Source organism: Paenibacillus sp. 79R4 (genome assembly GCF_013393165.1).
Classification (GTDB): domain Bacteria; phylum Bacillota; class Bacilli; order Paenibacillales; family Paenibacillaceae; genus Fontibacillus.
Window position 1 is genome coordinate 44,271 of the sequence record NZ_QJOT01000020.1, and the last position, 12,089, is coordinate 56,359.

At 49.1% G+C, this 12,089-nt stretch carries 14 protein-coding genes; 1 reads left to right on the forward strand and 13 read right to left on the reverse strand.

The genetic code is table 11. The annotated features are described in order from the left end of the window. Window positions 1-4: 4 nt before the first annotated feature. The 12 genes from secE to DMN77_RS21160 form a co-directional block, all read right to left on the reverse strand. Window positions 5-196: a preprotein translocase subunit SecE gene (secE, locus tag DMN77_RS21105; RefSeq protein ID WP_068779088.1), complete on the reverse strand. Its 192-nt coding sequence runs from the start codon at window positions 194-196 to the stop codon at window positions 5-7. Between the two features lie 21 nt (window positions 197-217). Then, complete coding sequence (gene rpmG, locus DMN77_RS21110) at window positions 218-367, reverse strand: 50S ribosomal protein L33 (protein WP_009226622.1); 150 nt, start codon at window positions 365-367, stop codon at window positions 218-220. Window positions 368-632: 265 nt separating this feature from the next. Beyond that, window positions 633-1,256 (reverse strand): RNA polymerase sporulation sigma factor SigH, encoded by a 624-nt coding sequence (sigH, locus tag DMN77_RS21115; protein WP_218653073.1) that lies wholly within the window; start codon window positions 1,254-1,256, stop codon window positions 633-635. A 184-nt stretch (window positions 1,257-1,440) separates the two neighbouring features. Beyond that, window positions 1,441-1,962: an NYN domain-containing protein gene (locus DMN77_RS21120; protein WP_179016230.1), complete on the reverse strand. Its 522-nt coding sequence runs from the start codon at window positions 1,960-1,962 to the stop codon at window positions 1,441-1,443. A 5-nt stretch (window positions 1,963-1,967) separates the two neighbouring features. Beyond that, window positions 1,968-2,720: a 23S rRNA (guanosine(2251)-2'-O)-methyltransferase RlmB gene (gene rlmB, locus DMN77_RS21125; protein ID WP_179016243.1), complete on the reverse strand. Its 753-nt coding sequence runs from the start codon at window positions 2,718-2,720 to the stop codon at window positions 1,968-1,970. Between the two features lie 256 nt (window positions 2,721-2,976). Further along, window positions 2,977-3,465: a Mini-ribonuclease 3 gene (locus tag DMN77_RS21130; protein ID WP_179016231.1), complete on the reverse strand. Its 489-nt coding sequence runs from the start codon at window positions 3,463-3,465 to the stop codon at window positions 2,977-2,979. After that, a complete protein-coding gene (gene cysS / locus DMN77_RS21135) occupies window positions 3,462-4,871 on the reverse strand; it encodes a cysteine--tRNA ligase (protein WP_179016232.1) in 1,410 nt (469 codons plus the stop codon). Before cysS ends, DMN77_RS21130 begins: the two co-directional genes overlap by 4 nt. Window positions 4,872-4,912: 41 nt before the next feature. Beyond that, a complete protein-coding gene (cysE, locus tag DMN77_RS21140) occupies window positions 4,913-5,572 on the reverse strand; it encodes a serine O-acetyltransferase (protein ID WP_068779083.1) in 660 nt (219 codons plus the stop codon). Window positions 5,573-6,276: 704 nt separating this feature from the next. Beyond that, window positions 6,277-7,731, reverse strand: coding sequence for a glutamate--tRNA ligase (gene gltX / locus DMN77_RS21145; protein ID WP_179016233.1), 1,455 nt, complete (start codon window positions 7,729-7,731; stop codon window positions 6,277-6,279). Window positions 7,732-7,829: 98 nt separating this feature from the next. Then, window positions 7,830-8,318: a 2-C-methyl-D-erythritol 2,4-cyclodiphosphate synthase gene (gene ispF, locus DMN77_RS21150; protein WP_068779080.1), complete on the reverse strand. Its 489-nt coding sequence runs from the start codon at window positions 8,316-8,318 to the stop codon at window positions 7,830-7,832. Window positions 8,319-8,608: 290 nt separating this feature from the next. Next, on the reverse strand, window positions 8,609-9,304 hold the full coding sequence (gene ispD / locus DMN77_RS21155; protein ID WP_068779079.1) for a 2-C-methyl-D-erythritol 4-phosphate cytidylyltransferase: 696 nt from the start codon (window positions 9,302-9,304) through the stop codon (window positions 8,609-8,611). Between the two features lie 211 nt (window positions 9,305-9,515). Beyond that, window positions 9,516-10,601 (reverse strand): PIN/TRAM domain-containing protein, encoded by a 1,086-nt coding sequence (locus tag DMN77_RS21160; protein WP_179016234.1) that lies wholly within the window; start codon window positions 10,599-10,601, stop codon window positions 9,516-9,518. A 231-nt stretch (window positions 10,602-10,832) separates the two neighbouring features. Between DMN77_RS21160 and DMN77_RS21165 the strand changes: the two genes are divergently transcribed. After that, on the forward strand, window positions 10,833-11,228 hold the full coding sequence (locus tag DMN77_RS21165; RefSeq protein ID WP_068779077.1) for a nucleoside triphosphate pyrophosphohydrolase family protein: 396 nt from the start codon (window positions 10,833-10,835) through the stop codon (window positions 11,226-11,228). 121 nt (window positions 11,229-11,349) lie between these two features. Here DMN77_RS21165 and pssA read toward each other — a convergent pair whose 3' ends face one another. Then, window positions 11,350-12,075: a CDP-diacylglycerol--serine O-phosphatidyltransferase gene (gene pssA, locus DMN77_RS21170; protein ID WP_068779076.1), complete on the reverse strand. Its 726-nt coding sequence runs from the start codon at window positions 12,073-12,075 to the stop codon at window positions 11,350-11,352. Window positions 12,076-12,089 lie beyond the last annotated feature (14 nt).

Sequence of the window (12,089 nt, forward strand, 5' to 3'; positions counted from 1 at the left end):
CTTCTTAAATTATCGCTTCGATCACAGCAGAAATGCCGATATCAAGTACCCAAAAATAAACAGCGACAACTACTATTGTACCTAGCACAACAAGCGTATAATTCGTCAGCTCTTTACGATTAGGCCAGCGAACCTTTTTAAGCTCAGCCCAGCTTTCAGAGAAAAAAGAAATCAACGACTTGAAACTCCGTTTCATGCGCGACTGCACCTCCAAAGACTATCTGGTTTCGCGATGAGGAACTTGCTCGTTACAAAACTTGCAATATTTCTTCATCTCCATGCGGTCCGGGTGGTTACGCTTGTTTTTTGTTGTCGTGTAGTTTCTTTGTTTGCAGTTCGTACAAGCCAACGTAATAATTACCCGCATGATGTGCACCTCCCGAAGACATTCTTCAACTGAGAAGTCTCATAAATTAGCCCAAACCCGCAAAAGTGAATTTAGGCCTACCTAAAACACTTTATCATATGGCTTTTTCTGTGTCAACGAGTGGTTCGGTCCTGTTAAGCGATTAAATTTAGTATTGGTCACTGTTCTGGAAGATAAACCCGATCAGGCCTACTAAAAAAGGGCGGCTAAACATCTAGCCTCCCTTTATCTTCCAAACTACCAATATCCATCGCCTAAAGAATTATTAAATTCCAACATCGCGAATTTCCAAATAGCGTTCTAATTTTCGTTTTACTCTTTGCAGAGCATTGTCGATCGATTTGACATGACGGTCTAAATCCACCGCGATCTCCTGATACGAACGGCCATCAAGATATAACATGAGAACTTTACGTTCCAGGTCGCTAAGTATTTCAGACATCTTATCCTCCAGGCCCACGAATTCCTCCTGGTTGATAATCAGTTCCTCAGGGTCGCATACCTGCGAGCCGCAGATAATGTCCAGCAGCGTCCTGTCCGAATCCTCATCGTATATCGGCTTGTCCAAAGAGACATATGAGTTAAGCGGAATATGCTTCTGCCGTGTAGCCGTCTTGATCGCAGTAATGATCTGACGTGTAATACACAGCTCGGCAAACGCCTTGAACGAAGCAAGCTTATCACCCCGAAAGTCCCGGATTGACTTATAAAGACCTATCATTCCTTCCTGAATGATATCTTCTCTGTCGGCACCGATCAAAAAATAGGATCTGGCTTTAGCTCGAACAAAACTGCGATACTTGTTGATCAAGTATTCCAACGCTTCACTGTCGCCATTCTGAACGGCTTCGACAATGTCCTCATCACTTTGGATTTCATAGTCAAACATAACCCATCTCTCGAGGTTGACACTCACTATAAATCCCTCCGGCTGCAACGCACGGTGCCCCGTCACTCATTCAAGTAATACGAACAGTATATACGAAGGTGCATGATAGCGTCAACAACAAAAGTGCCAAAAGATGTAAAGATAAACAATGTCAAGGGTATAAAGGCGAAAAAATGATAACGTTTTATTCTCTTCGCCATCGTTCGAACATTTTCCGCAATTCCGGACTCAGCTTGGAGTCGATTGTATTGCGGCTAATGCTGTTGCTCCGCTCCGTAATCTTGGTCTGAACTTCCTTCTCGCTCTGTTCGATCTGAATCAGCAATTCACGCGCCGATACGCGCAGCGCACCCTGGCCAAAAATCACATGCTGCTCTACCATATCACTCGTCGCAACATAGATCTGCCGTCTGGGTCTCGCATACTCGTGACAGAGCCGTTCGATACATTCATCAGCAGTCTCCTTCTCCTTGGTGAAGTGGACCTCCACCTGATTCTGAATGAAGGATTTGCCTAGTCCGGGCACGCGATAAGCATCAAAAACAACGATAACCTGCCTGCCAGAGAAGGCTTGGAAATCGGCCAAGCGCTCCAGCAGGGAATCGCGCGCTGCCTCTAAATCGCTCTTGGACAATGCGGCCAGGTCGGGCCAACCACCGATCATATTGTATCCGTCTACCAGAAGGACATCGCGCTTGTCGCGCATAGGCGCTATCCTTCGGCGCGGCGAATGCGCATGACTTCATACATCATCACTCCGGCAGCAACCGAAGCGTTCAGAGAATTAAGGCGTCCGTTCATCGGCAGCTTGAGCAATACATCGCAGGTCTCGCGTACCAAGCGCCCCATCCCTTTGTTCTCATTCCCGATGACAATCGCCACGGGTCCACCCAATATTTTGCCGCCCCTATATATATCTTCCTTCGCTTCAACATCGGTTCCGACGATCCATACCCCTGCTTCCTTCAGCTGTTCCATGGTCTGTACGAGGTTGGTTACTCTGGCAACAGGAACATATTCGACAGCACCGGCCGATGTTCTCGATACCGTAGCTGTGACTGCAACGGAGCGACGCTTCGGAATAATGACCCCATGAACTCCCGTACATTCGGCAGTACGCAGAATCGAGCCCAGATTGTGCGGGTCCTCGAGCTCATCGAGAATGAGCAGGAACGGTGCCTCCCCTTGCTCAGCCGCCTTGGCAAGTAGATCCTCAACCTCGGAATAGGCATACGGGGCCGCCTGAGCTACTACGCCTTGATGCTGCACACCCGGTACCATCGTATCAAGCTTGCGCTTATCGACAAATTGCACGACAATGCCCTGGGCTTTGGCCTCGGCAATAATCGGCTGGGTTAAGTGCTTCTGGGCGCCCTCTGCGATCCATATCTTGTTGATTGTTCGTCCGGCTCTAAGCGCCTCCATTAGGGAGTGCTTACCGGCAATCCATTCTTGATCCTCCATCATTATATCCTCCCAAGGAGCGCATGGCTCCCGTATATTCATCCGTTGTAACGAAACCGGATATCGCTATTTGCATCAAAAAAGGTCCTTTATCAATCTAACGAAACCAGGTATCGCTATTAAGGTCAATCTAAGCCTTAACCCCCGAATTTCATCAAAATAGCGATACGATGTTTCGTTAGTGTTTAATTCCTCTGCTTTTTGTGGAAATAACGATATGGTGTTCCGTTGGATTCCGTTAGATTCATTTCAAACTTTATCGTTCTTCCTCTAGCAGCTTGAAGCCTTCTGAGATCAGCCCACGCAGGCGGTCATGTGCCCCGGTGTAGTATAAATACCCAACCAGGCTCTCGAGAGCCGTCGCTTGACGGTAATCGATAACGTTAGCATTCTTCGGCACGGTGCCGGACTTGGCATTGCGGCCCTGGCGAACGATATCCTTCTCTTCTTCAGTGAGCTCGGGTTCAAGCAGAGCAAGCAATCTGGCCTGCGCCTTGGCCGATACATATTGGGTGGACTGGCCGTGTAAATGATGCGGCCGTAAATTAGGCTTGGCCATTACATGCTGGCGCACAGCTACCTCAAATACCGCATCGCCAATATAGGCGAGCGCCAACGGCGGAAGCAGCCTGACCGGTTTGGCCGGCTGCTCCGGGAACCAGAGCGGCGCAGGCGAAGCTAAGCCCCCCGCGTCTGCAAATGGTTCTTGCTTCACGCTATTTACCTCGCTGTTGTAATCTGTCATTTACGACGCCACCTCATACCCTGCGGCGTGTCCTCCAGGATGATTCCCTGCGCATCCAGCAGATCGCGGATCTCATCGGCCCGCGTCCAATTTTTTGCTTTGCGCGCTTCTGTACGCTCTGCGATCAATGCCTCGATCTCATCGTCCAGAAGCTCTGCCTCCGCTTCAACGGCAATGCGCAAAACCAAGTTCATTTCCTTGAACAATTGATAGGCCGCTTCCAGATCTGCACGTCTCACATCGCTCTGCTGCAGCAGGCCGTTCACTTCGCTTGCCCAGTCAAACATCGCTGTGATCGCGTCGGCAGTATTAAAATCATCCTGCATCTTTGTATGGAATGCCGCCGAAATTCCCGCCAGCTTCTGCGCTAACGACTCCGAAATTCGCAGCTCTGAGCTTTGCTCTTCCGCACTGTTCAATCGATAGAGCAAATTGCTCGCCGCGTTGGAAATCCGCTCCACACTGCGCTCCGCCTGATCCATAATCTCCGCGGAGAAATTCACCTGATTGCGATAATGAGTCGATAGGATGGCATAGCGAATGGCTTCCGGCCTGTACTGGGCCAGCAAATCCTTAACCAGAACTCCGTTGCCAAGCGACTTCGACATCTTCTCGCCATCGATATTAACATAACCATTATGCATCCAATAATTAGCCAAAGGCTTACCCGTCATTGCCTCAGATTGCGCGACTTCGCATTCATGGTGCGGGAATTCCAAATCCTGTCCGCCGCCATGAATATCCAGCGTATCGCCAAGCAAGAGCCGGGACATCGCCGAGCATTCGATATGCCAGCCCGGGCGACCTTGGCCCCACGGGCTCTCCCAATGAATCTCACCCGGTTTGGCTGCTTTCCATAATACAAAATCAACCGGACTTTCCTTACGAGCATCGACATCGATACGAATACCGAACTGCAGCTCCTCGATATTTTGTCCGGATAACTTGCCGTAATCGGCAAATTTGTTTGTACGGAAGAAGACGTCCCCGCCTTTTTCATAGGCAAAGCCTTTGCGCTCCAGCTCATGAATGAAATTAATGATCGTCTCCATATTCTCAGTAACCCTCGGGTTCGCAGTAGCACGCGGAATGCGCAGCCCCTCCAGATCGGCATAAAACGCCTCGATGAACATGCTTGCCACTTCAGGCACAGGCAGCTTCATTTCCTCCGCTTTGCGAATCAGCTTGTCGTCTACATCCGTAAAGTTCACGACGTAGTTCACATCATACTTCTGGTTCTCCAGATAACTGCGGACCACATCAAAAAAAATAGCCGGCCTGGCATTCCCGATGTGGATATAACCGTATACGGTCGGTCCGCATACATACATTTTAACTTTTCCCGGCTCCTGAGGAACGAACTTCTCCTTCGTACGGGTTAATGTGTTATAAATTTGCAGTGCCATGCTCTCTATCCTTTCGTATCCTGAATATATACATGAATCGCTTATTGCTCCGCTCTTGATTCGTTCGGCATATGTTGCCGCAGCGTCTTGATCTCAGCCCGTAATTGTTCAATCTCCTGCTGCATCGCCCGCATCGCATCTACCACTGGATCGGGCAATTGATGATTCAGGCGATCCAGTCGTTTGCCGTCCTGACGGACCACCTTGCCTGGAATCCCGACCACCGTGCTGCCTGGAGGCACCTCCTTGAGTACAACCGAGTTGGCGCCGATATTCGCCTGGTCGCCTACCTTGAAGGAACCGAGCACCTTCGCACCCGAACCGATAACGACGTTGCTGCCGATCGTCGGATGTCGTTTGCCCTTCTCTTTGCCGCTCCCCCCCAAGGTCACTCCCTGATAGATAACCACATCATCCCCGATTTCGCAAGTCTCGCCAATGACAACTCCCATGCCGTGGTCAATGAACAATCGCTTGCCGATTGTGGCTCCGGGGTGGATCTCTATCCCGGTAAAGAAGCGGCTGATCTGCGATACGGTTCTAGCTGCTGTAAACCAGCGATGTCGGTAGAAGAAGTGAGCAACTCTATGGCTCCATATCGCATGCAGGCCGGAATAGGTAAAGACGACCTCGAACCAGCTCCGTGCAGCCGGGTCATTCTCGAACACCGCCTGAATGTCGGATTTGATTGTGTTAAACATAGCTTCCCCTCTTTTCCTTACGGATCCATCGCGACTGCTGTCCATGCAGTGAGTTTCTCAGGACTAATCAAATTCAGGTGAAGGCAACCGAGTATAAATGTGATCAACATAATAGCATTGCCGGCTTCCCCGAATGTAAAAAAGCGCCCCTGCAGCTTAGAGCTGCAGAGACGCTTCATGCGTGGTTCCACTCTGCTTCGGGTAAGGCGGTCTTCCACAACGCCATAATCCATGACGCTTGAAATCCGGACCCTCTCCCCTTTATGGAGATCCTTAACGCGGATAAAACGGCAGTACCTACCGGCCTCGTGGACCCTTCGATTCTGCAGCTCCCGGGTGCATTTCCGCCGCGCGAGATTGAGATAACTTCCAGCCCAAGGCGATGAATACCGCCTAACGGTTACCTTCTCTGTTCAATTCGCATTCTTGCGTACTTCTCCCGATCTATGCCGATCACTTACAAAGTTTCCTTTGCAAATAAGTTATACATCCACTTCATTTTCTGTGCTGATATTTACTCTATCTTACCCGAAAGGGACTAAAACTGACAATATCTTTATAAAGGCAATTCACCAGGGTCAAAAACGTGCAGCCCCATCCGAGTACCCTGGCTTCATGCAGCTGAGGCGTTTTGAGAACGCACATCCGAAGCCTTGGCTTCGGTGCCGATAACTTTACTTGTGAACTCTGATCAAAATGACAGCTTAAATCCGTGATTGCAGAAGCTCCTTCACGCGTTCCTGTCCAAGCAGATAGATCGTCTGGTTCAAATCACGGCCATGCATTTGTCCGGTCAGGGCAATACGGATTGGCATGAACAATCCTTTTCCTTTGACACCCGTCTCTTTTTGAACCGCTTTAATAGAAGCGGCGATGTTCTCGACGGTGAATTCATCCATCGCCTCGATCTTGGCCAGAAATGCGCTCAGTACCGTAGGTACCTGTGATTCAGTCAACACAGCCGCTGCTTCCCCATCCTCAATCGTTACCTCCGTACGGAAGAACATCTCCGACAGCTCAACGATATCAGATGCGGCCACCATCTGCTCCTGATACAGAGCAACCAGCTTCTTCGCCCATGCTTCCTGCTCGGCAGTCAGCTCTGCCGGCAGTCGTGCGGCCTCCTGCAGATGCGGGATAGCCATCGCAGCGATCCTTTCAGGATCCGCATTCTTGATATAATAATTATTCAAGTGAGCCAGCTTCTGCTTATCGAATACCGCGGGACTGCGAGAGAGACGATTCTCATCAAAGATGGAGATCAATTCTTCCTTCGAGAAGATCTCCTGCTCCCCTTCCGGAGACCAGCCGAGCAAGGCGATGAAGTTGAACATCGCTTCCGGCAAGTAGCCGAGCTTATCGTACTGTTCCATAAACTGAATTACCGATTCATCCCGTTTACTCAGCTTCTTATGGTTGTCACCAACGATCAAGGTCATATGTCCGAAGCGCGGCGGCTCCCATCCGAGGGCCTCATATATCATCAGCTGACGCGGAGTATTGGAGACATGATCCTCCCCGCGAAGCACATGTGTAATCTCCATCAGATGATCATCCAGGGCTACGGCGAAATTATAGGTTGGAATTCCATCCTTCTTCAGAATGACAAAATCGCCGCTAACGTCGGATTCAAACGTGATCGGTCCTTTCACAAGATCATCGAACGTGTAGGTTCTTCCTTCCGGAACGCGGAAGCGGATGCTGCAGCCACGCCCCTCAGCTTCATAGTCTGCGATCTGCTCCGCACTCAGATGGCGACACTTCCCGGAATAGCGCGGAGTCTCGCCGCGAGCCGTCTGCTCCTCGCGCTCTTTCTCCAGCTCCTCTTCCGTACAGTAACAACGATAAGCCAAGCCGCGGTCCAGCAGATCCTGCCAGTGGGTCTTGTAAATATCAAGCCTTTCCGTCTGCCGATACGGGCCATAATTACCGCCTACATCAACGCTCTCATCCCAGTCCATACCGAGCCATTTAAGGTATTTGAATTGGTCTTCTTCTCCGCCAGCAATATTCCGCTTCACATCGGTATCTTCAATACGAACGATGAATTTCCCGCCATGATGTTTGGCAAACAAATAATTGAACAAAGCCGTTCTGGCATTGCCAATATGTAAATGTCCTGTCGGACTCGGCGCATAACGCACGCGAACTTCCGTCATTCCAATCCCCTCCGATTCGTGTAAATAAATACTGCTAACTGTCGGAACTGGCTATATATTAGAATTAGTCAGTTTAATAATAAGTTAACCCTACAACCTCAAGATGATAGCATATCCTTCATCAGACATACAATACATTGTGCCGCAATTCCTTCGCCGCGGCCTGTGAAACCCAGCTTTTCCGTCGTCGTAGCCTTTACGTTGATCTGTTCGGGTCTCGCGCCCAGCGCTCCGGCAATAATCTCCACCATCTGCGGAATATATGGCGCCATTTTCGGGCGCTCCGCGATGATCGTCGCATCCAGATTGCCGAGACGGTAACCGCGATCCTGCGCCATCTTCCAGACCCGTCTCAGCAGCTCAAGACTGTCCGCATCCTTATAGGCCGGATCGGTATCCGGGAAGTGCCGCCCAATATCACCCAGCGCAAGCGCACCCAGAATTGCATCGCTAATCGTATGCAGCAGCACATCGGCGTCGGAATGTCCAAGCAACCCTTTCTCATAAGGAATCGTTACCCCGCCGATAATGCAAGGTCTACCCTCCACTAATTGATGCACGTCGAATCCTTGTCCTACAGCTATCATATTTGCTCTCTCCCCCATTCAAATTGTTCAAAAAGTTCGCTTTAGATTTGGATCACACAGCAACACTGAAAGCTTATTTGACAGCGAATCTGGAATTCAGCCGGACCTAAGCATATGCTTACGAAGTCAGGTTCCGCAGATAACATCTCGGCTGCTTACGTACAGAATGCATATACTCCGTTTCCCGGCCTCTAGCTTCACCCAAAAGCTTCTTAGTGCTGAAACTATACTTTTTGAACACAAAAAAGTAAGCTCCATCGTGTTGAAAAGCGGCCTTTTGAACTCTTGCTTTAGTTATGTTGCAATATAAATTCGGCGTAATCCAAATCCTCCGGCGTGGTGATCTTGATGTTCCGATATCCCCCTTCAACCACTTTAACAGGTAAGCCGAGACGCTCCAGCAGCATCGCATCATCTGTACCAATGAAGCCATTCCGCTCGGCCTGTTCATGAGCATCAAGCAGCTGTGAACAGCGAAAAGCTTGCGGGGTCTGAATCGCCCACAAGCTCCGGCGCTCAAGCGTAGCGGTCACCTGTCCCTGCTCATCGACCTGCTTGATCGTATCCTTTACAGGCGCAGCAAGAACGGACGCACCATAATCAACGGCTGCTTTAATACAGGCCGTGATCTGCTCCTCCGTCACAAAAGGGCGTACGCCGTCATGAACCAGCACATAAGGGCCTTCGATCTGCCGAAGTCCCAAATATACCGACTCTTGACGCTCCGCGCCGCCCGGAATAACCTTTATTTGAGTTGCGATTCCATACTCATCGATCCAGCTCTTGCAGCGTTCAACATCCTGCTCACCGGTCACAAGTACAATCTCTTGAATCGAAGGGTGCCGGTCAAACCTTTCCAAGGTATGAATGATGATCGGTTTGTTCTGCAGTAATAAATACTGCTTACTCTCCTTCGTCCCCATACGAGCTCCCCGACCGGCCGCCACTACGATAGCCCCCACTTGTGGGCTTGTCCCAGTATTCATGCGCTTTTGCCTCACCCTGATCAGAATTATGCAAATAGAGGTAGTTCAAAAAGTCTGCTTCAGAATAAGAAAACCAACCGAAGATGATCGACCGCGATGCAAATATAGGTTATCTCAATCACGGAGTAACCCGCCTTTTTGAACATACATATATAGATGCCCCCAACCAAGCTGCAGGGGCATCCTCACATTTATTCTCATCATACCGAATTTACTGGGCTTTTTCCAACAGTTTCGGCTTGGCAAAGATCATTCGTCCCGCAGAGGTCTGCAATACGCTGGTAACTAGCACCTCCGTGATGCTGCCGATAAAATCCCGCCCACCTTCAACGACGATCATCGTTCCATCATCCAGATAGGCCACGCCTTGTCCATGCTCCTTGCCATCCTTGATGACCTGCACCATAATCTCTTCGCCTGGTAGAACAACCGGCTTAACCGCATTGGCCAGATCATTAATATTCAGCACAGATACCCCCTGAAGCTCGCATACCTTATTTAAGTTAAAATCATTAGTAACGACTTTGCCCTGAAGCACTTTAGCCAGTTTGACCAGCTTGCTGTCCACTTCGGAGATTTCTTCGAAATCCCCTTCATAGATCATAACCTTCACGTCCAGCTCTTTCTGAATCTTATTCAAAATATCCAGACCGCGGCGGCCGCGATTACGCTTGAGCAGATCTGAAGAATCCGCGATATGCTGAAGCTCCTCAAGTACAAATCCCGGGATCACAATCGTTCCCTCAATAAAACCCGTCTTACAAATATCCGCGATACGTCCATCGATAATGACGCTGGTATCCAATATTTTATGATGCTCCAGCTTTTCTTCTTCCTGTACAGCACTTCCCCATTGCCCCGATTTCCACAGAGCGGACAGTTCATCCTTCTTCTCCAGAGCAACATACAGTCCTATGTAGCCAAATAGGGTCGAAGCCGCCAATTGAGCAAATACCTCTAGCGAACCCAACCAGGACAATACCGGGTAGAGCAGTAATGAAAGAAGAAGTCCTGCAGTTAATCCGAGCGTTCCAGCCGCCATCTTATTCATAGGAATTTCCGTCAACCAAGTAATCAGACGCCCAATTTGTGTAGCAAACGTCTCTGCAACAAGCGAGTACATGAATAAAAAAAGACAAGCGCCAGCCACTGCCAAAATAAGCTGTCCTGCAACCATCGGCATGTCAGCGAACCAGGAACGCAACGGTTCCGGGAAAACTCCGGCGAGTCCTGTAGCGGTATATCCGAACCAGGCACCAGCCAGACCGGACAGAATCAGTAAACTTTTCTTAAGCATGTCCTTCTCTTCACCTCCAAAAATTGTATACTCTCTTTATCCAGTATGATCCAATTTTTCACAGTGTAATCCAGAGAGAAAGACTTTTTTTCCTCATTTTTCCGTTTGCCTGCTGCTTGCGAGGATTATATAATTTGCCTCCCCAACCCGTTATTATGGGATTTCTGGTTGATTAGTGAGGAAAATGTGGCATATAATGGACTCAATTCATAATATTGAGGTGGATGGAAAATGAGCGCACCAAGCCTTCATTCTTTTCAAGATCAAGTTTCTGAACTGTTGCTCCGTCACCGCAGTTTGCTGGACGTTATGTCCAAGATGGGACAAACTAATGCCGCAGCGACCCGTTCCGTAACCAAGGCGATTACCGAATGCGGCTGCATCGAGCTGCATGCCACCAAGCAGGATTTTGAGCCTGGTATGAATTTGCAGGATGCCAAAGAGACGATCAGCAAGCATGTTCAGGGCGAGCTATGCGAGAATTGCCGGGATGTGATTACGAATGAGCTTGGTAGAAGCCTGTTCTACATGTCTGCTTTGTGCAATTTGCTTGGCATCGATATGGAAGAAATTTTGGAACGCGAATCGCAAAAATGCGCAACTTTGGGATTGTTCAACATGTCTTGAACCATTGTCATTTCAAGAGCTGGCTGACAGCACAGGGGTGCGGGCCACGAAAAAAAGGCATCGTCTACCGCCGAAGCGGCAAGATGAATGCCTTTTTATTTATACATATTTATAACATACGCTATTTCGACCGGAATACCTTATCGGCATCCTCGTCATGATGTTTATTCCGACGAAGCAATCTGTCGAAATTCTGCTTAAGCCCGTACCCGGCATAAAGAACCAACGGAATAAAAACCAGCTTGGAAATTTGCTCCGGGAAGAAAACCGCAACGATGATAGCAATAATAATGACAACGGGAGCATAGGCAATAGCTTTCTTAGGTATCCCAACTTTCTTGAAGTTCGGATACTTCACCGAGCTGACCATCAAATACGACAATAGAAGCATCGTGACAATAAAATATGGGGCTCTGATGTTGTTATGAAATAAAGCCAATGTTGCGACGACTCCGCCTGCTGCTGGAATCGGCAATCCGATGAAATATCCCGGGATTCCGGACTGAACATTAAAGCGGGCAAGTCTAAGCGCACCGCACATCGGAAATATAGCTGTAACCGTCCAAGCCAGACCAGGCTGGATATTCTGGAAAGAAATAATATACATAATGAGTGCGGGAGCTACCCCAAATGAGATCACATCGGATAAAGAGTCGAGTTCCTTGCCAAAATCGCTCTGGGCATTCAAAGCTCTGGCAACACGCCCATCCAAACCGTCCATCAACATCGCCACGATAATCATGATGGAAGCCAGGCTGTATCTCCCGGTCATCGCCAGCATAATAGCGATCATTCCCATGAACAGGTTGCTCAGCGTAAAAAGGTTTGGGATTGATTTTGTAACCATCTCTTCACCTCTTA